Annotated in this window: 28 protein-coding genes; 2 read left to right on the forward strand and 26 right to left on the reverse strand. The window is 56.4% G+C overall.

The window, feature by feature from the left end; translation table 11 throughout:
- Window positions 1–180: 180 nt before the first annotated feature.
- The 26 genes from SIK69_RS22040 to SIK69_RS22165 all read right to left on the reverse strand — a co-directional run bounded on the left by SIK69_RS22040 (window position 181) and on the right by SIK69_RS22165 (window position 19102).
- Window positions 181–402 (reverse strand): DNA-binding transcriptional regulator, encoded by a 222-nt coding sequence (locus SIK69_RS22040; protein WP_258964628.1) that lies wholly within the window; start codon window positions 400–402, stop codon window positions 181–183.
- A gap of 81 nt (window positions 403–483) precedes the next feature.
- On the reverse strand, window positions 484–1659 hold the full coding sequence (locus SIK69_RS22045) for a phage late control D family tail protein (RefSeq protein ID WP_319787119.1): 1176 nt from the start codon (window positions 1657–1659) through the stop codon (window positions 484–486).
- A 2-nt stretch (window positions 1660–1661) separates the two neighbouring features.
- Window positions 1662–2126, reverse strand: a complete 465-nt coding sequence (locus SIK69_RS22050) for a phage tail protein (RefSeq protein ID WP_319787235.1) — start codon at window positions 2124–2126, stop codon at window positions 1662–1664.
- 11 nt (window positions 2127–2137) lie between these two features.
- Entirely contained in the window at window positions 2138–4600 is a 2463-nt protein-coding gene (locus SIK69_RS22055; protein WP_319787120.1) for a phage tail tape measure protein, read from the reverse strand.
- Window positions 4593–4712, reverse strand: coding sequence for a GpE family phage tail protein (locus SIK69_RS22060; protein WP_258964625.1), 120 nt, complete (start codon window positions 4710–4712; stop codon window positions 4593–4595). Before SIK69_RS22060 ends, SIK69_RS22055 begins: the two co-directional genes overlap by 8 nt.
- 32 nt (window positions 4713–4744) lie before the next feature.
- Complete coding sequence (locus tag SIK69_RS22065; RefSeq protein WP_319787121.1) at window positions 4745–5029, reverse strand: phage tail assembly protein; 285 nt, start codon at window positions 5027–5029, stop codon at window positions 4745–4747.
- A gap of 61 nt (window positions 5030–5090) precedes the next feature.
- Entirely contained in the window at window positions 5091–5609 is a 519-nt protein-coding gene (locus SIK69_RS22070) for a phage major tail tube protein (RefSeq protein ID WP_258989777.1), read from the reverse strand.
- 12 nt (window positions 5610–5621) lie between these two features.
- Window positions 5622–6812, reverse strand: coding sequence for a phage tail sheath protein (locus SIK69_RS22075; RefSeq protein WP_319787122.1), 1191 nt, complete (start codon window positions 6810–6812; stop codon window positions 5622–5624).
- Window positions 6813–6941: 129 nt separating this feature from the next.
- The gene (locus SIK69_RS22080; protein WP_319787123.1) at window positions 6942–7514 is read right to left on the reverse strand and encodes a tail fiber assembly protein; all 573 of its coding nucleotides are present in this window, start codon (window positions 7512–7514) and stop codon (window positions 6942–6944) included.
- The gene (locus tag SIK69_RS22085) at window positions 7514–9262 is read right to left on the reverse strand and encodes a phage tail-collar fiber domain-containing protein (protein ID WP_319787124.1); all 1749 of its coding nucleotides are present in this window, start codon (window positions 9260–9262) and stop codon (window positions 7514–7516) included. The genes SIK69_RS22080 and SIK69_RS22085 overlap by 1 nt, the downstream gene beginning before the upstream one ends.
- 11 nt (window positions 9263–9273) lie before the next feature.
- Window positions 9274–9804, reverse strand: a complete 531-nt coding sequence (locus SIK69_RS22090) for a phage tail protein I (RefSeq protein ID WP_319787125.1) — start codon at window positions 9802–9804, stop codon at window positions 9274–9276.
- Complete coding sequence (locus tag SIK69_RS22095) at window positions 9797–10705, reverse strand: baseplate assembly protein (RefSeq protein ID WP_319787126.1); 909 nt, start codon at window positions 10703–10705, stop codon at window positions 9797–9799. Before SIK69_RS22095 ends, SIK69_RS22090 begins: the two co-directional genes overlap by 8 nt.
- 4 nt (window positions 10706–10709) lie before the next feature.
- Window positions 10710–11057, reverse strand: a complete 348-nt coding sequence (locus SIK69_RS22100; protein ID WP_319787127.1) for a GPW/gp25 family protein — start codon at window positions 11055–11057, stop codon at window positions 10710–10712.
- On the reverse strand, window positions 11054–11695 hold the full coding sequence (locus SIK69_RS22105) for a phage baseplate assembly protein V (protein WP_319787128.1): 642 nt from the start codon (window positions 11693–11695) through the stop codon (window positions 11054–11056). The genes SIK69_RS22100 and SIK69_RS22105 overlap by 4 nt, the downstream gene beginning before the upstream one ends.
- A 98-nt stretch (window positions 11696–11793) precedes the next feature.
- Window positions 11794–13116 carry a potassium channel family protein gene (locus tag SIK69_RS22110; protein WP_319787129.1) on the reverse strand — a complete coding sequence of 441 codons (1323 nt, stop codon included), beginning with the start codon at window positions 13114–13116 and terminating at the stop codon, window positions 11794–11796.
- 214 nt (window positions 13117–13330) lie between these two features.
- Window positions 13331–13777, reverse strand: a complete 447-nt coding sequence (locus SIK69_RS22115) for a phage virion morphogenesis protein (RefSeq protein ID WP_319787130.1) — start codon at window positions 13775–13777, stop codon at window positions 13331–13333.
- Window positions 13770–14237, reverse strand: a complete 468-nt coding sequence (locus SIK69_RS22120) for a phage tail protein (RefSeq protein WP_159757880.1) — start codon at window positions 14235–14237, stop codon at window positions 13770–13772. Before SIK69_RS22120 ends, SIK69_RS22115 begins: the two co-directional genes overlap by 8 nt.
- Entirely contained in the window at window positions 14200–14457 is a 258-nt protein-coding gene (gene lysC / locus SIK69_RS22125) for an Rz1-like lysis system protein LysC (RefSeq protein ID WP_319787236.1), read from the reverse strand. Before lysC ends, SIK69_RS22120 begins: the two co-directional genes overlap by 38 nt.
- A complete protein-coding gene (gene lysB / locus SIK69_RS22130) occupies window positions 14345–14758 on the reverse strand; it encodes an Rz-like lysis system protein LysB (protein WP_319787131.1) in 414 nt (137 codons plus the stop codon). The genes lysC and lysB overlap by 113 nt, the downstream gene beginning before the upstream one ends.
- Window positions 14755–15264, reverse strand: a complete 510-nt coding sequence (locus SIK69_RS22135) for a lysozyme (protein ID WP_319787132.1) — start codon at window positions 15262–15264, stop codon at window positions 14755–14757. The genes lysB and SIK69_RS22135 overlap by 4 nt, the downstream gene beginning before the upstream one ends.
- On the reverse strand, window positions 15248–15469 hold the full coding sequence (locus tag SIK69_RS22140; protein ID WP_032634204.1) for a hypothetical protein: 222 nt from the start codon (window positions 15467–15469) through the stop codon (window positions 15248–15250). The genes SIK69_RS22135 and SIK69_RS22140 overlap by 17 nt, the downstream gene beginning before the upstream one ends.
- Window positions 15460–15663 carry a tail protein X gene (locus SIK69_RS22145; protein WP_159757871.1) on the reverse strand — a complete coding sequence of 68 codons (204 nt, stop codon included), beginning with the start codon at window positions 15661–15663 and terminating at the stop codon, window positions 15460–15462. Before SIK69_RS22145 ends, SIK69_RS22140 begins: the two co-directional genes overlap by 10 nt.
- On the reverse strand, window positions 15663–16163 hold the full coding sequence (locus SIK69_RS22150; RefSeq protein ID WP_159757868.1) for a head completion/stabilization protein: 501 nt from the start codon (window positions 16161–16163) through the stop codon (window positions 15663–15665). Before SIK69_RS22150 ends, SIK69_RS22145 begins: the two co-directional genes overlap by 1 nt.
- A 96-nt stretch (window positions 16164–16259) precedes the next feature.
- A complete protein-coding gene (locus SIK69_RS22155) occupies window positions 16260–17021 on the reverse strand; it encodes a phage terminase small subunit (protein ID WP_159757865.1) in 762 nt (253 codons plus the stop codon).
- 3 nt (window positions 17022–17024) lie between these two features.
- On the reverse strand, window positions 17025–18206 hold the full coding sequence (locus tag SIK69_RS22160; RefSeq protein WP_159757862.1) for a phage major capsid protein, P2 family: 1182 nt from the start codon (window positions 18204–18206) through the stop codon (window positions 17025–17027).
- Window positions 18207–18235: 29 nt separating this feature from the next.
- Entirely contained in the window at window positions 18236–19102 is an 867-nt protein-coding gene (locus SIK69_RS22165; protein WP_319787133.1) for a GPO family capsid scaffolding protein, read from the reverse strand.
- 166 nt (window positions 19103–19268) lie between these two features.
- Here SIK69_RS22165 and SIK69_RS22170 point away from each other — a divergent pair, with 166 nt between their 5' ends.
- Window positions 19269–21038 carry a terminase ATPase subunit family protein gene (locus SIK69_RS22170; protein WP_319787134.1) on the forward strand — a complete coding sequence of 590 codons (1770 nt, stop codon included), beginning with the start codon at window positions 19269–19271 and terminating at the stop codon, window positions 21036–21038.
- Window positions 21038–22078: a phage portal protein gene (locus SIK69_RS22175; RefSeq protein WP_319787135.1), complete on the forward strand. Its 1041-nt coding sequence runs from the start codon at window positions 21038–21040 to the stop codon at window positions 22076–22078. The genes SIK69_RS22170 and SIK69_RS22175 overlap by 1 nt, the downstream gene beginning before the upstream one ends.
- Window positions 22079–22156 lie beyond the last annotated feature (78 nt).

The following is a 22156-nucleotide window of genomic DNA, read 5'->3' on the forward strand; positions in this document are numbered from 1 at the left end:
TCTAGATAACAAAATGAAATAAAAGGATTTATTTCAGGTCACGTCCACATATTGACCATCATCTCCCAAGCCCTGCCCTGTGCGGGGCTTTTGTTGTTCAGCGTTGGCAGATCTGCGCCCTAAGAAAACCTAATACATACCATCGGATCAAAGAGGCCTCGCATTTGCGAGGCCTCGTTTTTACATCCAGGCGATTTGTTGCTGTCCTGTCGACGTGGGGTGAGGTAGGGCCGGTGTCACTTCACCCGGCTTTACGATGTAGCGCTCGACCGTTTCCGTCGTGACGAACGTGCAGCTGCAATTGATATTTGTGCACTGGTGATAGCGCTCTTTTGTCGTGTCAGTAAAGTAACGGCTGGTGCGGGCATGGGCGGCTGTATGGCATAACGGACAATGGAACATTTTTATCACCTCACCTTAATGATTTAATGTCGCCATTTTATCCATTAAAACCATACAAAACAAATAGATAAATGAAATCATTCACTCATCAGCCACTGCTTCGCACTCCACATCAGAAAGCCTTACCTCAAGCTCTACGCCCGTCGTGAAGCCGTTATTGTTGAGGTTATGGGTCACCTTACTGATTAACCATGCCTGCTCGTCTATAACGCGCTTAAAGCCTGATACCCTAACCGGCATTTCCGGGTAAATATCTGCTCGACCGGTCGCGAGGGTGATTGAAAATTCCGCCACACCGCGCTGCAATTTATCCCACTTCGCCTGAGCCGCCCGCATGGCCTGCGCCTTTGATGCGTAAATCGTGGTCATGGCGAAAACATTATCCGACTCACCGGCCATATACTCGCCCTCGCGGGCTTCCTGCTCTTTCTGTTTTTTGGCCTTTGCGGTGCTGCTGACCGGTTTCGCTTTTGGATGCTGGAGCGCCCGCAGGTGCTGCTCTTTCGGCTTACGCTTCAGCTTTACCTGTTGCGCCTGCTTCTGAGGCTTCGGGTCTTTGGTATGCAGCCATTTAGCTGTCACGCCGGTATACGCGCCCCGGTCAGCAATCGCGAACTGATGCCGGTCACCATCACTGCGCTGAATAGTGATTTGTGGGATGGCCTTACCGCTGGCCGTCACGCCGCTCCCGGCTTTGAGCATCAGCAATTTGCCCGCCTTGACCGACACCGCCCCGCCGTTCCGCTCGGCGAGGCGGGTCAGGAATACCGCGTCGGATTCCTGCGACTGGTCAATATGCGCGATGTGGATGTTCGCGAGCGATTCCGCCACGCTGGCCGTTAATTTATTGCGGGATGCAATCGCCCCCACCACCGCGCCGAGCGTGGTGTCATGCCAGGACTCTTCCCGGCGTGAATTGAGCGTTCCGCGAAAATCTGCACTCCGCGCCCGTAACGTGACCATGTCCGGTGCGCCGTGGTGCTCCACCTCATCGACAGTAAAATCACCTTTCCCCACCAGGGCAAAACCTTTCCACCCGAGATACAGCGACAGCACCGCCCCGCGCACCGGCAGCTCGACCAGCCCGTCACTGTCGTCGAGCTCAATGTCGAGCTGGTCAGCCTCAAACCCGCGATTGTCGGTCATGGTCAGGTTAATCAGCCTGTCACTGATGTTGCCGGTGATGTCCTTGCTGTTGAGCGTCAGCATAAACTGAGGCGTCAGGGTTGCGCCTGAGCCGGTGACGATATCCGGCATGACTAACCTCCCACCAGTGAAAGCACATTACCCGCCTTACCGACAAGAGATTCGGCCTGCTTACCAATATCGCCATAGAGCGCCGCAAGGGAATCATCGACACGCGTCAGTGACAGCGTGAAGCTGATTTTTCGCGGTGAGCCATCAGCGAAAAAGACGGTTCCGGTTTCGCTCACGTTGGTAATGACAAACATCCCGTAAATGGTGCCGGTGCCGGAAATCAGGGGCCACGCCCGGCCCTCATCCGCCATCGTATAGAGCTCCAGCATCGAGAGCCGCCCGCCGGTCATTTCAGGGTACAAATCGCCAGTGAGGGTGATTTTGTCGTCACCGGGGCCGAGGAACTGAAACACATCACGCTTCCCGACCCGGCTGTTTGACGGCCACTGGTAATCCGCGCTGCGCTGCAAACTCTGATAAGGCAGCGACTGGCGCATAAACACAAACATTCCAAGAGTGAGCATCATCATCAGACTCCTTAATCATGCATCATGCTGGCGCGGGCTTTGGCTCGCTTGTTGCGCTCGTATTTTTCAAGCGCATCCTGCAACTGGTTACCGAGCTGGCCGCCCGGCGCACCGCCGCCCTGTAACTGGATTTGATAGGTTGGGCTGCTCTGGTCGATGTACGTGCGACCGGCGGGCGCGGTGACCGGCTGATATGCCTGATAGCCCCCGTATGAGCTGGTCGCCGGAATGTATCCACCACCCTGCCCGACCGGCTGCGCCTTTGCCGTCGCGGCATCGATGGTGTCCGATTCCTTTTTAACGATGCCGAGCTTTTCGAGGATCACATCAAGGCCGCCGCGCAGCTTGTTGAAGATATTCAGCGGCAGCATCAGCGCATCCCCCAGCGCCCGGCCAAACGCCACCCCGGCATTTTTGCAGCCGTCTAAGGTTTCCTGCGTGGCTTTTACCGGCGCGATAAGGTCTTTAAACCATTTCCAGACTGCGCCGAGTTTCTGGCCGAGCCCGTCAAAAACGGGAGCCAGCGGGGCGAACATCTCTCCCACCGGCGAAAATGCGGCAATAAGCCCCTGCACCACACCCGAGAAAACGGCGCTAATGGGCTCCCAGTATTTACGGATGAGCAGCGCCCCGCCGACGACGGTCGCCACAACCGCAGTGACCACGGCGACAACCGCCCAAAGGGGCCACGAGATAGCCCCTATTACAGCAGCCGCGGCCGTGCCGATTGTCGAAAGGGCAAGGCTTAACATGCCCGCCGCCGCAACGATGGCATTGATACCTGCGATAACCGGCCACGCAACCAGACCAATTACACCCAGCACCGCAACCAGCCCCAGCCCCGCCGCCGTGATGAGTCCGAGCGTGGTCGCCAGTGATTTATTTTTCTGGATCCAGCCATCGAGCTTCAGCACATAGCCGGTCGCCGTCTGCACCAGTTTGCGCAGCGATGACTCCTGCTGGTCGAAAAGGTCGGTCCCGACGGCCTCATAGGCTGACTGAAACTCTTTAAAATCGCCGCCGAGGTTGTCCTGCATGACTTTAACCAGCGCGGCCGTTTTCCCGTCTGAGGTTTTCAGCGTGGCGGTTAGCTGGTCGAGCTTGCCGGTCGACGCGGCTGACATCAGCACCGCCGCCGCAGAGCTGGCCTCTTCGCCGAAAATGGTTTTCATGTACTCGGCACGCTGGCCCGAGCCAAGGTTATTTTTCTCGAAGCTGGCCTGCATTTCTTTCAGGATGCTGAAAATCGGCCGGGTGTTCCCCTTACTGTCAGCCGTTTTGACGCCGAGCTCTTTGATAGCGTCAAAGGCTTTGCCGGTTGGAGCCTGTAAACGACTGAGCACCGCCCGGCTTCCAGTCCCGGCCATCGAGCCGGTGATTTTGGCATCGTGCAGCGCCCCCACCATCGCGGCAGCTTCTTCGATACTTACCCCGGCATTTTTCGCCACCGGTGCGGCATAGGTCAGCGCATCACTCAGCCCGTCAAAATCAGCGGCGGTTTTGTTCATCACCGTCGACAGCACGTCGCCAATGTGCGCCACTTTGTCGTTTGAAAGCTGGAAGGCCGAGCGCATCCCCATCAACAGCGCGGCGTTCTCTTCCATTGTGCGACGGTTGGCGAGCGCCATATCCAGCGTGACCGGTGTCACCGCCTGAATGGCCGCAGCATCACCGCCGCCCTTCGCAATGATAATCTGCGCCCCGGCAGCATCATCCGCAGACGCGGCCGTATTATCCCCGAGCTGTCGGGCCTGCTGACGTAACGCCTGCATTTCAGGGGATTGTTTGTCTACCCCAAGCACCGCCTGAAGCTCAGAGTTTTTCTGTGCGAAGTCATAACCCGGACGCAAAAGAGTCACCCCGGCCAGCGTGCCCGCCGTTGCCACACCAACCCCGGCCATACCTGCATTTCGCGCCCCGGCAGCGAGCGCCTGCCCGGACTCATAGCGGGCTTTCACAGCGGATAATTTCGCCTGCTGCGCACTGACCCGCGCCAGTGCTTCACGCTGGCGGTTTAACTGCGCCGTCGTTTGGCTGATGGAATTTTTCAGACGCAGCTCATCGCTCGCCAGTGTCCGGGTATTAATCCCCGCCTGCCCGAGCGCCTGCCGCTGACGCTGCACGGACAGACGCAGCCCGTTATATTTGAGCTGTAAGTCAGCCGCATTCTTTTGGGCAAGCTCCATTGCACGAGCCTGCGCTTTCGTCGGATTTTCGGTGTTTCTAAAGGCCACCGACAACGCGGTCGCTTCCTGCTTCGCTTTGGCAAGTGACTGCCCGGTGACGGCCAGTTGGGCGCTGCTCTTACGAAAACCGTCGATTTTCGATGCCTGACTGTTCAGGTCGCGTAACGACTGCTGCGTCGAGCGAATATCACCCGACAGCGATTTGCTCGCTGTCTGGATGGATTTAAAAGGTCGGGATGCCTGGTCGACAGCTTTCAGCAGCACTTCGAGTTTGAGGTTATTACTCATTCGTGTTTCCGCTTCGCTGTAGCGCCTTGTCGCGCCATGTGATGAGCTCGGGAATACTCAGGGGATACAGCTCTGATGGCCCCCAGTGAAAAATCACTGCGACGTCGGCCATCAGGTCATCAACCGAGAAATTTTTCGGGAAAGTTACGCCGCCGAATTCGGTGACAAAAAACCGACCACCTCACCGGCGAAACTCAGCAGGTCCGGCAGCTCCAGCGCGGCAACCTCCTGCTCGGTCAGCGACGGCAGGGTCATGCGTGGCAGCACCTTAATCAGCGCATCGACGTCCGAGTTCGCCACCGCCGCCAGCCCGACACCGCGCAGGGTTCCGGCGGTCGGTTTCAGGAGGGTCACCTCTTTAATTTCGGTCTCGCCGCGTTTGATGGTTTTTACCAGGGTGACGACGTGTTGGTTTTCAGCTTTTTTCATGATGTCTCTGTCTCATTCAGTATTCAGGGAAGCCCGGCCAGCGGCGCTGACCGGGTGAACATTACATGCCGATGTTTCGGCGATGCTCTTCGAGCTTGTCGACGCCGTTGACCTTCTCAATCAGGTTCAGGGTGTCGATTTCGACCAGTTCCTTTCCGTTGAGGGTGAGCCTGTAATAGGTGCAGTCCATCGAGATTTTCGACTCGGTGTCCTCGCCCTGTTTGGCGTCGCCGGTGTCGATTTCTTTCTGACGTCCACGCAGCACCACTTCGACCGGTACCGTCTCGCCAGTGTCGTCGCGCTGGTAGGAGCCAGCAAAACGCAGCGGCACCGCCGAGGCTGTCGCCGCAGCGTAGAGCGACCAGATAACGTCATCCGGAAATCCGCCGAGGGAAAACTCCGCCGCCAGCGCATCATCATCGAGACCGAGGTCGACCGGGGCCGCACCGTTCATCCCGCCGCCGCGATATTTCTCGAGTTTGCGGGTCAGCTTTGGCAGCGTCACCGACTGGACGACACCGAGAAAGTTCGTGCCATCAACAAACAGATTCATGAGCTTTAACTTGCGGGGTAATGCCATGTCTCAGGCTCCTTATTTGCTGTTCACTGACGAGATGAGATTCGCCAGATATTTATCGGTAATGCGCTGGCGCAGGGTCAGGTTTTCGAGCGGCGGTACCGGCGTATAGTCGTAATCCAGATACAGCTTCCCGGCCTTGAGCGACTCCTTATCGTTGGCGCTGTCGTCAAACCAGCAGGTGGCATCGACGATATAGCCCCCGGTTTTCAGCTCGCGGAATTTGGCATTGATGCCGTCAACGATGTCGCGAATGAGTGTGGCGGTCACCGGTTTATCGACCGCCCACATATGCGCCTCAGCCATCGTGTCGGCGATAACCTGCGCGGTGCGGGTGTAGTTTTCAAACAGGAAAAGCGGGTCATCTGAGCAGGTGCGGTTCCCCCAGAAGCGGAAACCGTCTTTGCGGATCAGCGTGGTGACCCCGGCTTCGTTCAGCAGATCGGCATCGGTGCCGGGTTCCTGCAAATCCCAGAACACAGACGCACTGATACCGGTAACGCCATTCACGCCGACGTTTGACAGGGTTTTGTGCCAGCCAGTGTCGTTGTCGATTTTGGCACGCAGGCCGAGCGCTCGCGCGGTGGCATATGCCGTTTCCGTTGCGTTAGCCGTGGTATCCCACGACAGAAAATCCGGCCAGATGACCATCAGCTCGCGGGCGCTGAAGTTGTCGCGATATTTGATGGCATCAGAAATGGTTTTACAGCCCCAGGCGCTGACATAGCCGAAAGCCCGCAATTTTTGCGCCACCGGCACAAGTGCGGTCGCTACCTCCAGTGAATCGAGACCCGGCACGCCGAGAATACGCGGCTTGACGCCAGTCACCGCCTGCGCGGTCAACAGCGCTTTCAGTCCGGTGTATTTCCCATTCTCGTCGGTGGTGCCGATGATGTTAGAAATGGTCTGCGCCTGCGCCGCGTCCTCATCGTCGCCGGAGCCCTCTTCCACACGCACGACAATGGTCACCGGCTTTGACTGGTCAGCGATGGCCTGTAGTGAACTTGCGAGTGTGCCTTTGGTACCGGCTTTCCCGATGACGCTTTGCGGGTTGGTAATTAACACCGGCTCATTGAGCGGGAAGGTCTCGACATCAGCATCGCTGGCCGTGCAGACCATGCCGACAATGGCGGTGGAAACAGTGGAAATGATGCGCGTGCCGTCGTTGACTTCGACGACCTGCACACCGTGATGAAAATCACTCATCCGTTTAACTCCGTTGGGTTGGGGTGAGTGCTATTTTCGGATGTGCGGTATCGGTGGGCTATTGATGCAGGTTGGTCAGGAGTTGGTACAACTGGGAGCAAAGAAAAAGCGGGCATGAGCCCGCCAGCCTTATTCCGGTACGACCGGCCACGCGATATTCGGGGCATCGTTGACATTGATGCGGTTAAGCAGAACGCGGTATTTTTTCCATTCAAGCAATGATGCGTTTTCATCGTCGGTCGCCATTTCGAGCTCAACCGCATCCTGCAACGCATTTATGGCGAGTGTGGCAACGCCTGTTAACCGGCTCTTTTCGTCTTCGGCATTTTTTACCGCCGCGCTGTATTCGGCTTCCTCATCTTTTACCCACGCCTTGCCGCTCCAGCGCATGAACTCGCCTTCAGGCGCAATGACCGTTGTGTCAGGAGGTAAATCTCCGAGGGAGGTGATAAAGACTGCCTGACCGTTGTCAGTCCGGTACACGGTCTCACCGCGATAATCCCGGACCAGAGACCATTTATTCTGACTGAATACCGCCGCTCTCCCTTCGGAAATATCTGGAGGTGCAATGTGTGTACAGTTCGCGGGTAACCCGGTATGCGCCGGTAACCAGGCATCCCCGGTGCCGATAAATTCGCAGGTGTCCGCGCTTAAATTGAAAACTCTGATGGTGCGATCCACATCGCTCATTTTGAACGTCATTATGCAAGCCTCACGATATAGTTGAATGCGATGTTTTTAACGGTGTTTTCGGCGTTACCCGCCGCAGCCACGGAAACCGCATGCGTATGCGACCCCATGACAATGGTGTGCGCATGCGCCCCGACCGGCACGGTGTGAGTGTGTCCGCCCATGACGACAGAATGGGTATGCGCCCCAATGGCGACAGTATGCGCATGCGCGCCTGCACTGCTGGTCGTCTGCGTGGAATCCTGTTTTTTAGGGTCACCGCCGTCAGCCATACCCGTACCACTCGAGCTGGCCGAGTTCGCGAAGGTATGGGTATGAGCGCCGGTGTTATTGGTGGTCTTTGTGCCGTAATCAAACGAGGACGTCGTTTTGGTACCTAGGTCAGTCGACGCCGCCGTTTTATTGCCATAGTCGAATGAGGAACTTGTCTTCGTACCTAAATCCGTCGCTGACGCACTGGCACTATGGGTGTGTGATTTAATCCCGTCCTGCTCCTGCGACAGCACCGCGCGACCGCTGGCGGGTTTCCCCTTAATCGTCCAGTTACGCATGTCAGGAATGACGCCTGACGGGTAAGCAATCGCCAGCAGCGGGTAAACCGCCTTATCAAACTTTTGCCCCTGCATGAAGGCATACCCGGTCTGAATGCTGTCAGACGGCCACGCAATAGGCGCCCCGACCGGGAACGTGTCGGCAGGTGTCCACGGCGTCCAGCCGCCGGTGGAATACTGGCTACGGGAATAACTGCGCGATGAGTTGTAGACGCAATAAATCTGCGTGACTCCGGCATTTTTATAAATAATCAGCGTCCCGGCGCTGTTCTCCGGGTATTTCAGGGCGGCCGTGGCGTTGGCATTCGCGGGCTGGTGATACAGGCCCGGTGTTTTATAAGTGTCGAGGTTCTGATTTGCACCGATTTCCGTGCTCTGGCCGTTGAAAATATCCTGCGAAGTGACACTGATGTCGCCATTCAGCGCTTTGCCGTTCACCTTGCGGGTGGCAGGCACGCGACCATTAGCATTGTCATTCGCCGCTTTTACCGCCTTTGGCGTCGCGGCCAGTGCTTCAGACGTGCTGTCGGTTGCGCTACTGAGCTGCACGATACCTTTTTGCGCCGTGGTCGCGTCCTGAGCCGTGTATTTGCCTTTGGCGAGGTCATATGCCGCCTTCACCGCTTTCGGTGTCGCAGCGAGCGCCTCAGACGCGCTGTCGGTGGCGCTGCTGAGCTGGGTAAACCCTTTCTCTTTCAGCGTGGCGTCAGGATGGCGGCGCGATTGTTCGTGCTCCGCAATTTTGTCGTCAACATAGTCCTGCGTTGCCATCACCATTGATGAGTCGATAGCAAGCTCGACAGACTCGAGGTCAGACAGGATAATCACCATGCGCAGGGTCTGCGCCCTGCCGGAACCTTCTTCCAGTTTTGGCTTGTAGCTCTCGGCCATATTGCCGACGGCGACCAGCGTGCCGGTGTCATCGTACAACCCCATTTCACGCAACCAGAAACCACCCGTTTCCGGCGGGATCACCAGCTCGGCCACCACGTAGTTTTTCTTCTTGTTGTCCTGGCTGATTTTGTTCAGCGCATGACGCCAGACCTCATTGATGAGTTTTGTCTGGCCGGTGTTCGGCTCGGGCAGCGTGCCACCCCCATCACCGACAGCCATCGCCACGATGTTGACCTTTTTGCCACCCGGCGTCAGTGCAGCCGCAAATTTTGCCGCCCCGGCCGTGGTGACCACTGTTTTATATTTTACTGTCATTCTGCTCTCACTTAGCCCGGATACACGGTAATGATGTCGCCGTCATAACTGACGCCCCCGGCGAAGAGATAACCGGCCACGTCCTGAATAATGTTGAGCCCGAGAAGGTGACGACTGGCTGGTTTGGCATCGGCGATGAGGCGCTCCATCTCGAGATACATTTCCTCGGTGATGCCAGTTTCCAGCACACCAATGTCGAGTCGAAAGGTACCGGGCGGGTCACTGGTTTCCCACCACTCCGTCACGTTAATCACATACCCCAGCGGCTCGACCACGCGCCGCACTGCGCCAATGGTGCCTTTACGCCGGTGAATGAAAAAAGCTGCCCGAATCACGTCGCGTTTGGTCTCTTCCGGCCAGTCACTGTCCCAGCGGTCAACGGAATACGCCCAGGCGAGCCACGGCAGCAGATTCACCGGGCAGGTGTCAGGGTTCCATAAGCGGCGTAACGGGATCGGGGTGTTTTCGATTTCCGCACAGGCACGGGCGGCGGCCACCTCCAGCGGTGATGACCCGACCGGCAGGAGACGTGCCTCACTCATCCGAGCCCCCGAGCCTGATGTGATAATCCGAGCAGAAAGACGCCTGCGTTTTATCGAGCACGATGTCTGCGGCCGGGGCCACCAGCTCGACCCGCTGCACCCCTTCAACATGCAGGGCGGCGTAAATGGCAGACTGACGAATGTCACGCCCGAGCCGGTGCTGAGCGCTGATGTAGGCTTTCAGTTTTGCTTCTGCTGCGGCGCGGATGGGTTCGCTTTCCGGGCCAGGAAAAATGAAGAGCGTCGCGTCTATGGTGTAGTGAATAATCTCCGCCGACTGGACAGTCACCCGGTCGGCAACCGGTCTGACGTCTTCGTCGTTAAGTGCGTTACGCACCACGGTCAGCAGCGCATCCGATGCAGCTCCGTTATCCTCTCGGGAAAGCACGGAAATGGTCACGCACGCAGGCTCAGGACTGATGACGGAAATGTCAGCGACCCGACCGTCAGCACTGCGGCCGTGAAACTCATACGCCCCCACCGGCCCCGCGACGCTTAAGCCCTCAAAAGCCTGTTGCGCCCGCAGACGAAAATCCGTGTCGGACTCCATGACCGCCGGTGTCGGCGGGATGGTGCTGTCGTCGGCCGGGGTGATAATCAGGCGGGCGGTATTGGTGTTCGCGGCCATCACATCGAGGTCGTTGTTTTCGGCGTACGCCAGCGTGACAGCCAGCGCGGCCTCGTTCACTCGCTGACGCCATAACACTTCGCGGTATGAATTTTCTTCCAGATATTTCACCAGCGGATCGGACTCAAGTGCGAGTGTACGGGCGATAGCCTCCTGCTGCTCTTCCGGGTAGAGCGAAATCAGGGTCGCCTTACGTTCGGCGAGGATGGATTCATAATCCAGCGTTTCCACCACGTCGGGCGCGGGGAGCTGGCTCAGGTCGATAATGGCCATAGGTTCAACTCACTGGAATGATCAGGGATAAAGGGGCGGCTGAGTCTTTGATTTCACCGGTCAGGTCAACAATCATCTGCCCGTTAAACTGGCGCTCAATCGTCAGTGACGTGATGGTGACGCGAGGCTCCCACTTCAGCAGCGCCATATAACAGGCACACATCATCTGAAGGTTCAGGGCATCGTTTTGCGGCATATCAATCAGGGAGGACAGCAGCGAGCCGTAATCACGACGCATCACCCGCGATCCGACAGGCGTGCGCAGGATATCGCTCACGCTCTGGCGGATATGGTCAGCGTCGGTTATGGCCCGGCCTGTCTCCCGGTTCATGCCGAGGTAGCGGGTCGTCATTTCGTACCCTCCGTCCGGCTGTTCCCACGTTCGACACCGCCGTGGTCATGGTCATCCACCTGCACGCCGTTGGAGGTAAATTTCCCGCCTGCGTGCTCGATGTCACCGCTCATCTTCCCGCCTTTACGCACTTCAAGCGTGCCGGTGATGAGCTTGTTGGTACATACCACCTCGGGCGTATCGAGCGTGACGCGAGTCGACGCCTTAATCATGACGACCGGTACCGTGGCGGTAATGGATTTCGAGGCAGTAACCTCGGCGGTTGTGATGCCCGTCGCCGACAGCGCCCCGGTCTCAGGTTCGTACTCGATAACTGCGCCATCAGGAAAGGCAATGTGAAATGCATCCGCAGAGGCCGAGGGCGCGGGATGGTCATCAGAGAAAATGGCGGGCAGGACAAACGCCGTATCGAGCTCACCGCCCACGGCCAGAATGAGCACCTGCTCACCTACTGAGGGAGCCCACCATGTACGCGACCGTCCGGCGCGATGCGTCAGCCACTGAAGCCAGTCGGTAATGATGCCGCCGGTCTGCACGCGGCAGCGGCCCGCATCGAGGTCAGTCTCGATGATGACGCCGGTGCGAATGAGATTGCGCAGCAGGCGCAAAACATCCTGAAGAGTGGATTGAGTTTTCATGCGGGAAAGGATGCCGCCGGAGAGTTGAGGCGGCAATCGAACGGAGTCTTGTGGAGAATGGCACAACAATCGGAATATAAGATGTTTAAGATTACACTTTAATATCGCTTTGTCTTAGATGCATAACCCGCAAGGAAAAGGCCCATAAGCACCAAGCCTGAAAGCGATTCAAATGCTGAAAATAAACGCAGAAAACTACTTTTTTGCGTAATATCACCAAATCCTAAAGTGGTGAATGAAACGACACTGAAGTATAAAGATTCAACTATGGTATCTGTGGTTGTGTTTTCATTAAAATAATACATCCCCGTAGATAGTAAAATTACTGCTAAAGATATCACCAACGTTCTTGATGGCTTTTCGCCAAACCCCCAGCAAAGATAATTAAACACATCTGAAAAACCACTAAAAAACTTTTTCAATCTAAATAATTTTCTTTCCTTTTTACTCATTCTGAAAGTAGCATTCCTAAATCCCTTCCAAGGTTGCAAAGACTCAAGCATCATTGCTTTTCGTTTTTTATAATAATATTCTCCAGCCAGAGAGTAGTCATTGGATTCACTAAACAGATTTATAACCTCTGTATAAAACTCACTCTCTGATTGATATGAGTACTTATCAACTCGATCATAAACAAAGTGGCATTGGCTATCGAATCGAGCGAAATCGCATATAACTTTAAGATTACAATTGTTAACGGTCATATGCATCATATTCGCTGATACCAACTTCAAATCAACCTGACACCTTGTGAATGACAGTTCCTGGAAACTTCCACTTTCTAAAGTAATTCCATTGTGATTAGGTTGTATTTCTGAAAGCTTGCACTCTCTAAATTTAAGGAAGGCTACGCCACCAATAATTTTAAAATTAATAGCCGATGAACAGTAAATGTAAAGATGTTTATTGTTAAAAGGTTGCACAAGAACAAGAGAATCAAGAGAAACAAAATCAAGTAACTTTCCAGATAAATAGGCTTTTTGAACACGTTGACCTCCAACGTTTCTTAATGGCACCTCATCCATAAAATAATGGTGGCCATTCTTGAATGAATTAATACAAAACGTATTTTTTATAGTTCTATATTCACTATCACACACATGTTTTTGCAGCCAGATGAAGTATGGGGTGAAAGCAGTGTATTCTTTTATCCAACCAGATTTTTTTCTTTCTCTGAAATCCATTGCTCCATCATCCCATAGGAGATAATCATTCTGTTGATGACAGCAATAGAGCATCACATCTGAAATTATGAATCTAGCCAATCCGTGTTGAAACATCATCTCTTTAGTGATTTTTTGATCTGTCATCCAATCTTCAAATTGAGGGAGTTTTCTTATAAATAAATCATAAAGGAGTGGGTAATCTTCATTTCTTCTTATGTCATTAAAATGCTTTTCCGCCATGCCAAAATAATCCACAACTAAACTCCATATAGTAATTTAAAATGACGGCATATCATTATTTGTCCAAAATGGATATGCACTCCCAACAACATATTAGACAGATCTATATGGAAACAAAGATGTTTTACTTAAAAAACAATGCTCGAGTTAATTGTTCCAACCTCAAGATCATGATCCAATGTTAGTATGAGTAGTATCTTAAAACCCTTGTGGTCATGTCAATCCAACTTCACCCGAGATTTTTAATTATCAAATGTTTAATAAGTGATTCATCGCTCTGATTGAATCCAAGTAAGTCACGTTCCGAATATTGCACGCCCGGACTATGCGGGTTTGGTCGGTCTTTCAACCCGTAATGATGCACCTTCGCTATACGCTGCACCTTGCCAGTAAACTCCACCACGGCCGCATCATATCTCCCGGTTGCTTTCATAAAACGGTTAGTGCGCAGCTTCGCGAACATCTCCCGCTTTACCCGACCCTTTTTGGCCCTGACCGGCTGGCGTTTTCTGGCGGCATATGGGGTGCCATCCGGGGCTTTTTGCGTTTTGATACGGCGCTGCTGTCGGGTGCGCAGCGTCTTCGCGATATCAGTGGCCATCCGTCGACGACTCGCCGGTGACAGCGCCGCAATCAGCCCGGCCAGCCGGTCATCAAAGGGCTTAAATTCATTCATCCCATTCGCTCACAAGCTCGCCGTGAACATACAGCTTCATCGGGCGGGTTACCGGCTCTGGCGGTTGCGGTTCGGCCGCGTGCTCGATGTGCAGCTCGGCCCCGACTTCTTTGACGATGGTGCGCTCGGTCAGTAACAGGCTGATGCTGAGGTCGATGCTGTCATCGTTGTTGATGTCAGCCTCGTAGATGAAGCCCCGTTTGCGGCCCTCGTCCGTGGTCATGATGTCGGCCTGCTGGACCCGCAGCCATGCCTGAATCGGCACGAGGATCAAATCAATATCGCCCGGAAAATCGGTAACCACTACGTTGAGCGTGTACTGATTTTCAAACGACAGCGATGTCGCAAGCGTGGAGGCCAGTTTCCCGTTATCGATAAAAATGCGCATCATGTCGGGGTTCGCTTTCAGCACCGGCACGGCATCAGTTAAGGCGTTGCGCAGACTCTTCGGTTTGAACATCAGTTTTATCCTGACAGGCTTTAATCGTTTCGACCTGAAGCGCACAGCTTTCGAGCGCGGTCTCGAGCTGGCGAATGTCGGCGCTCAGGTCGCCATTGGTTAACGGGTCACTGCCCGGCATCGGACACAGGCTGACTCTCGGGCAGGCGTTCAGCACAACGACCTGCTGCGATGCAGGGGGCGCGTCGGTGCAGGCTGCGCACAGCAGCAGGCAGCTCAGCGCTGTACCAGCGGCGTAAATCCTCGTTTTCATTGAGTAGCCTCGTCATGGTTCGCTCCCGACGCGCGGCCCGCGTTCCGGCTGCGGCGAGTTTCTGGCGCAGTTGCACCTGCGCCCGGTCATTGTCCGCACTCAGGCGCTGCGCGGTGAGGAGCTGGTCTTTCAGCATGGTGATAGTGCGTTTCTGGGCGCTGGCGACGTCATTCGCGCGGGTAAACGCGCGGCTGAGCTTGCTGTTTTCATGCTTCAGCCAGACCAGCGCCAGCCCGGCCACAGCCAGTAAAATCATCAGTGTTTTCATTTTGCCCCCTGTATACAGCGCGACCATTCGCGGGCGCGACGGTTTTCAAGTCCGGTATTCCTGACGCCGTTCACGTACACCCAGCGGGTGAGCTGGTTGCACGCCTGCGCCCACTTCTGACGCTTAATTAACGAGACCAGCGTCGAGCGACAGGCCGCACCCGTGCCAACGTTAAAGGCGAAACTGACGAGCGAGTCATAGACCGGCTGCGGCATCTTCCCCGGCACGCACACCGCCAGCCGTCGCTCAGTATTGAGCACGTCGGCGACCAGATTCACCGCGGCGTCGTGTTCGGTGATAATGCGTTTGGGTACCACCCCGGCAGTGTGGCCAATGCCTGATGTCCACACGCCCGCGCTGCACTGGTAGGGGCGCAGACGGCACCCCTCAAGGTCTGCAATCAGGGCGAGACCGTCCGGCGAGGTATTCAGCAGACGAAAATCAGGCACCAGTGCCGCCAGCGCCAGCACGACGGCCACACTGCAACGTTTAACGACTGAGGCCACGGATCACCCCCTTGTCGATTCCGGCCGCAACGAGATAGCGGTAGGTCTGGCGGCGGTACCAGAAATTCACCAGCGCGGTGAAAATGGCACACCCACCGCCGACATACAGCGCGAGTTTTTCCGGGGTCTGCGTGCCGAAATAGGCCAGCGCCACGGAAAACCAGTACGTCAGAAACGTTGTGATTTTTTCCATCGTTAATCCCACAGGTTAAGGGTCTCCGTGACGGCCGCGGTGTCGACGACCGGCAGGCTGATGCACGTGCCGTGCGGCAGAATGGCCCCAAGCTCAGCCAGACCCGGATTAGCGGCGAGCACCGCCTCGACAACGCCCTCAGTGCGGCCGTAATGGCGATGACACAGGGCGTCGAGGGTGTCGCCCTGCTGCGCGATGACATTCATCAGATTTGCCCCACGATGCAGCGGGCTTTGTCCTGAATACGCGCCACTGACCAGCGCATATCCCGCCACAGCTCATCGATGGTGCTGTCGATGCTGTCGGCCTTTTTGTCACCTTTGGCGCTCGCATCCACCCCACGATAGCGCTCATAGAGCGTGGCGGTGGTCATCGCACACACGGCGTTGAAATAGTGGAAAACGCGCACGCTTTCACCGTCGAGCTCATCGGTCGGCACCTCCGCGAGCGTGGCATGACCAGCCCCGAGCTGAAGGTCGCGCCAGTCGCGCAGCTCGGCGTTGGTTTCGGCCATTCCGGCCTTAATCGCCCGGCGCAGACGCACAGGGGAAACCGTCTGCTCGAGGCGCATTTCTTCCCGCACGCGCTTCGGGTCAACGTCCGGGAAAAAGCCGGTGTTTTTTATCACCGGTTCATCGTCCGGCACCGGCGGAATGACCAGCGGCTCGCGCGGTCGTGCCGGGTTACTGACTACAAGCGTCGTCATGACTACCTCTGAAATAGGTGGGCGGTGGACGCTGGCCTCTGCTCAGGTGAAACACCTGCCTCGGCCAGCGTGCCGCCCGGCGCGGGGCGCATTCTGTTAACCGGCGACTTTCCTCGGGCGACCACGCCCCCGTTTCGCCGGTGAATCGGTTGTTTTTTTGGTGGCCTTTTTCGCGGGCTTCGGCGGGGTTTTCTTCACCGGGGCGACAGGTTTCGGCTTCAGCTCCCGGCCGAGGCGCTCGATGTCTTTTTTCACCCCGCAACTGTCATCGAGCTGAATGGCGCGTTGCAGGTGCGTCATCGCCTCATTCAGCAGCCCGGCGTCCCGCTGGATAAGACCGGCGACCTTATGCAGGCGGGCGCGAACCTCGTCAGGCATATCGGCGGAGCGGGTCATCTCGATAACGGTCAGGAGCGGCTGCACGTCCACCGGCTGACTGGCCGCGCGGGCGCGAAGTGCGGCCAGCGCCACTTCTTCGGCCAGCATGTACGGCGCGGTACGCGCATGACCGTCGGGCATCGACAGGCCAAAACGCAGCGCGTAGCGGGCAATCTCAATCGCGCCGGGAATATCTCCGGCATCGAGACGCCACAGCAGCACGGTCATCAGGATGTCATCCTGCGCCCCGGTGCCGGTCTCGAGCACGCCGGTCACCCACGGCAGGTAAAACGGCAGCAGCTCGCGCTTTTTCTCTGCCTTGCGTTCCCGGGAATGGATTTGTGAAAGCGTCCTGCGGTCTGCGGCCAGCTTCACGAGCATTTGCTCGTAAGCCGTGGCATGGCGCAGCGGGTGCTGTTCCCGCTGCGATGCCTGTTCGGCCGAGACCCGCATCGCGTGACGCCGTGCGGGGCTCGCCATCGGTTACGCCTCCCCGCCGTCGGTATGCGCGTCAGCCTTTGGGGCGTCTGCATGTTGAGTGACAACCCCGGCTGTCAGCGCCTGCATGGCTTTCACCATTTCGGTCGCAAACACTTTCGCGCTCGCCGCTTCCGGGGTGGCCTCTTCGTCCTGCTCGAGGATTTCGATGTTTTCAATCAGGCAGCCGGCCGCGTAATCCTCGATAACGAAATCGACTTTTACCTGCTCGTAGTTTTCCACCTGGTCGAGTTTCGGGTTTTCGACGATGTGGCGGCGGTGGCCGTCTTCGTACAGGTAGATGGAAATGTTATCCAGCGTGGTGATAAAGACGCTGTTCGCCGGGAAGAACGGCGCACGCACCGCCTGAAGCTGGCCGATGGTTTTCTGGCTGACAATCAGCTCTGCGGCGAGCTGTTCGCTGTTGGCCTGAAACTTGTTAATCATCGGGAAATATTTGTCGGTCAGGATGCGACGGCCGCAGATGACCACCATTTCCGGGTTTTCGCGGTGGATCTCTTCAATCAGGGATTCGTGCGCATCCATCACCAGCGCGTCGAGGTTGGCGTAATGCCCGCCCTTGCCGACTTTAATCGTGTCGGAAATGACCGTACCGTCATCATCGACGACGTGTGACATCACGCGCTCTGGCGCATCGTTGCGGTACTTTTGCAGCCAGCCGACCGCCACGTCCTGAAGCAACGGGTTTTTCGTGCGGTCGGAGGTGGGGGCGCGGCTCGTGCCGTTAAAGCCGATGGTGATGTAGTCCAGTGCCTGACGCTTGATGATGGCGTTGCGAATACGGATCTGAAAATCTTCAAATCGCGCCCACAGGTCGAGCTTGTTGTACTTCAGGTTGTAATCGAAGTTGACCGGTTTGCAGAAGTAGCGGAATGCGTCCAGCTTCGAGAAGTCCGCCGTTTTACGCTCGGTACCGCCGTCGGTGTCGGTGGTGCTGGCGATAGTGCCGGTGACATCGATGCCGACTTTTTCCTCGGTCAGCTCGCCCACGGTCACCATGTTGATGAGTTGCAGGAACGAGGACGACTGCTGGATTTTGTCGAAGAGTTTCTGCGTGACGGACGGCTCGACGTTGAATTTTTTATCGAGGTCCGGCACCTCCACGCCGTTCAGCTCGGCAAGGCGGCTCAGGTATTTATTGAATTTAAAACGGGTCTCTTTACGCATTGATTTTTATCCTGTTTGAAATGGGTAAATCAGCAGTCGGTCAGCGTCACATCCGCCGCATCACCGCCGGTGCTCAGCAGGCGACGCGGCTGTTTGATGCTTTCGGTTTTGTCCAGGGTGGTTTTGATGGTGCTGAACTGCTGCGCCGTTTCATTCCCCTGCGCGGCGACGTCCTGCTTCAGGATCTCGAGTTCTGTTTGCAGCGCAGCAAAACGGGCTTCAGTCGCGTCGTCGCCGGTCTGTACACGTTCGGCGATGGACGTCACCGCTTCATGCACGTCGGCGAAACGGGCGTCATCGCTCTGTTGCTTGCGGCTGAAAATGGTTTTGACGGTGTCGGTCAGCTTGTTGAGCAGGGTTTCGGGCTGGTCTTCAAACTCCAGCTCGGCGAGGGTCGCCACCGAAAACAGGTCGCCCGGCTGCTCTTTCTTGCCGTTCAGCGGGTTTGCCGTGGCACGGCTGCAAAATTCGAGGTACTCAGTGCCGAGGCTCGCCGGGTCATCGGTGACAGCCAGCCCGGTGAGGTAGCACTTGCCGGAGTTGGCGAAGTTCGGGCGAATTTCCATCGAGGTGTAAACCTTCTGGCCTTTCGCCACCATGTCGATGAGGTTATCGAGCGGGGTGATTCTGCCAAACAACGCCAGTTTGCCTTTCAGCGCTGAGTCATCATCGATGACTTCGGCTTTCACCTCGGCAACGTCGCCATAGCGGCCGTACTGACCGTCGGGGTTGATGCTGCGGATATGTTCGAGATTAATGCGGCAACCGTAGACACGCGGGTCAAAGGTGTCGGCCATTTCCTGAATGTCGGAGGCGCTGATGACGCGACCGTCGCAGGTGTCACCCTCGACGCCGATGCGAAACCATTTCGAGATTTTGGAGGCTTTTTTTGCCATGAGTCAGGTGTCCTGAGGTTGGGTTTTCGGGTCAGGCTTAGTTTCCCGACTCACCCCCGCAGCGGCTATCGATTGCGGATGGCGTACCCCTGACACAACAGGGCTTTAGCGATTCACCGCCCCTGTTTCTTTAGCCTTGCCCTGTATCAACCACGGCGAGGCAAACATGACCATCACCACTGAGACCACACTCCTGAGCGACCCGCGACGACAGGCGGCGCTGCTGTTCTGGCAGGGCTTTTCCGTGCCGCAAATCTCGGAGATGTTGCAGACCAAACGCCCCACGGTGCAGAGCTGGAAACAGCGCGACCAGTGGGAAGCGACCGCGCCCCTGACACGCGTCGAAACCACACTCGAAGCACGACTTATCCAGCTGTATGCAAAGCCCGACCTGACGGCACATGATTTCAAGGTCGCTGATTTTCTGGCGCGACAGATGGAGCGTCTGGCGCGGGTGAACCGCTACGGCCAGACCGGCAACGAGGCGGATTTAAACCCCAACGTCGCCAACCGCAACAAAGGCGAGAAGAAGAAGCCGAAAAAGAACTTTTTCAGCGATGAAGCCATCGAAAAACTGGAGGACATTTTCCTCAACCAGTCATTCGACTATCAGCTCGACTGGTACCGCGCCGGACTGGCGCACCGTATTCGCCATATCCTCAAATCCCGCCAGATTGGCGCGACGTTTTATTTTGCCCGCGAGGCGCTGATGCGGGCGCTGAAGACCGGCAATAACCAGATTTTCCTGTCGGCCAGTAAAACGCAGGCTTACGTGTTCCGCGAGTACATCATCCAGTTTGCGAAGCTGGCCGAGGTTGAGCTCACCGGCGACCCGATTGTCATCGGCAACAACGGCGCGAAGCTGATTTTTCTCGGCACCAACTCCAACACTGCGCAAAGCCATAACGGTGATTTGTACGTCGATGAAATTTTCTGGATCCCCAACTTCCAGCAACTGAAAAAAGTCTCCTCCGGGATGTCATCGCAGGAGCACCTGCGCACCACCTATTTTTCGACACCGTCTTCACTGGCGCACGGGGCTTATCCGTTCTGGTCAGGGGAACAATTCAACCGTGGCCGGTCCAACGCCAGCGAGCGCGTCGACATCGATATCACGCACGCCGCACTGGCGAAGGGCGTCGCCTGCCCGGACGGCCAGTGGCGGCAGATTGTCACCCTTGAGGATGCCCTCGCCAAAGGCTGTACCCTGTTTAATATCGACACCCTGCGCCGCGAAAACAGCGTCGATGACTTCCGTAATCTGTTTATGTGCGAGTTCGTCGACGATAAAGCGTCGGTCTTCCCGTTCGAGGAATTGCAGCGCTGCATGGTCGACAGTCTGGAGAAATGGGAGGACGTCGCGCCGTTCGCCGACCGGCCATTCGGTCACCGCCCTGTATGGGTCGGCTATGACCCGTCATTACGCGGCGACAGTGCCGGGTGCGTGGTTATCGCGCCGCCGGTGGTCGCCGGGGGCAAATTCCGCATCCTTGAGCGTCACCAGTGGAAAGGCATGGACTTCGCGCAGCAGGCCGAATCCATCCGCGAGCTGACGCTGAAATATAACGTCGAGTATATCGGCATCGATGCGACCGGGCTCGGTCAGGGGGTCTTCCAGCTCGTGCGCTCGTTCTACCCGGCCGCGCGTGAAATCCGCTACACCCCGGAAATGAAGACCGCGATGGTGCTGAAAGCCAAAGACACCATCACGCGCGGCTGTCTCGAATATGACGTCGGCGCAACCGACCTCACGCAGTCGTTTATGTCTATCCGAAAAACCATGACCAGCAGCGGGCGCAGCGCCACCTATGAGGCCAGCCGCACCGAGGAAGCGAGTCATGCCGATCTGGCATGGGCAACCATGCACGTCTTAATTAACGAGCCCCTGACCGCCGCCAGCGGTCAGCCGTCATCCTCGATTATGGAGTTTTATTAATGAGCAAACGCAGCAAGAAAAACCCGTACACCGCGAAGCCACGCCAGCACACCGCCGCGCCCGCTCAGAGCATGGAAGCGTTCACCTTCGGCGAGCCGACGGCGGTGCTCGACCGGCGCGATATTCTCGATTACGTGGAATGCGTCGATAACGGCCAGTGGTACGAGCCGCCGGTGAGTTTCTCGGGGCTGGCGAAAAGTATGCGAGCCGCCGTGCACCACAGCTCACCGATTTACGTGAAGCGTAATATTCTGGTGTCGACCTACATTCCGCACCCGAAATTATCCCGGCAGGACTTTAGCCGCTTCGTGCTCGATTTTCTGGTCTTCGGTAACGCCTTTCTCGAAATGCGCCGCAGCCTGAGCGGCAAGGCCGTCAAATTTGAGACCTCACCGGCCAAATACACCCGGCGCGGCGTCGAGGATGATGCTTACTGGTACATTCAGTCATTCGCGCAGGCGCATCAGTTCGCCCCCGGCTCGGTGTTTCACCTGCTGGAGCCGGACATAAATCAGGAACTCTACGGCCTGCCGGAATACCTGAGCGCACTCAATTCCGCCTGGCTGAATGAATCCGCGACGCTGTTCCGCCGCAAGTATTATCAGAACGGGGCGCACGCCGGGTACATCATGTATGTGACCGACGCCGCGCAAAGCAGCACTGACGTCGAAGCGCTGCGCAAGGCGATGCGTGATTCGAAGGGGCTCGGGAATTTTAAGAACCTGTTTTTTTACGCGCCGAACGGCAAAGCTGACGGGATTAAAATCGTGCCGCTGAGCGAAGTTGCCACAAAGGATGATTTTTTTAACATCAAGAAAGTGAGCGCCGCCGATATGCTCGATGCACATCGCATCCCGTTCCAGCTCATGGGAGGCAAGCCCGAGAATGTCGGCTCACTCGGCGACGTTGAGAAGGTCGCGAAGGTCTTTGTGCGTAACGAACTCAGCCCGTTACAGTCGCGCTTCATGGAGCTGAACGAATGGGCAGGTGAAGAGATTATCCGCTTTAAAAAATACTCTCTGGAGCCTGAGGACGAGTAACATTCGCAGCCGCCGGAAGGCGGCTTTAAGTACAAAAGACATCGAAGTGGATTGAACAAGATTACTTAAGTGAGGACT

The organism is Scandinavium lactucae (assembly GCF_033843265.1).
In the GTDB taxonomy this organism is placed as follows: Bacteria; Pseudomonadota; Gammaproteobacteria; order Enterobacterales; family Enterobacteriaceae; genus Scandinavium; species Scandinavium lactucae.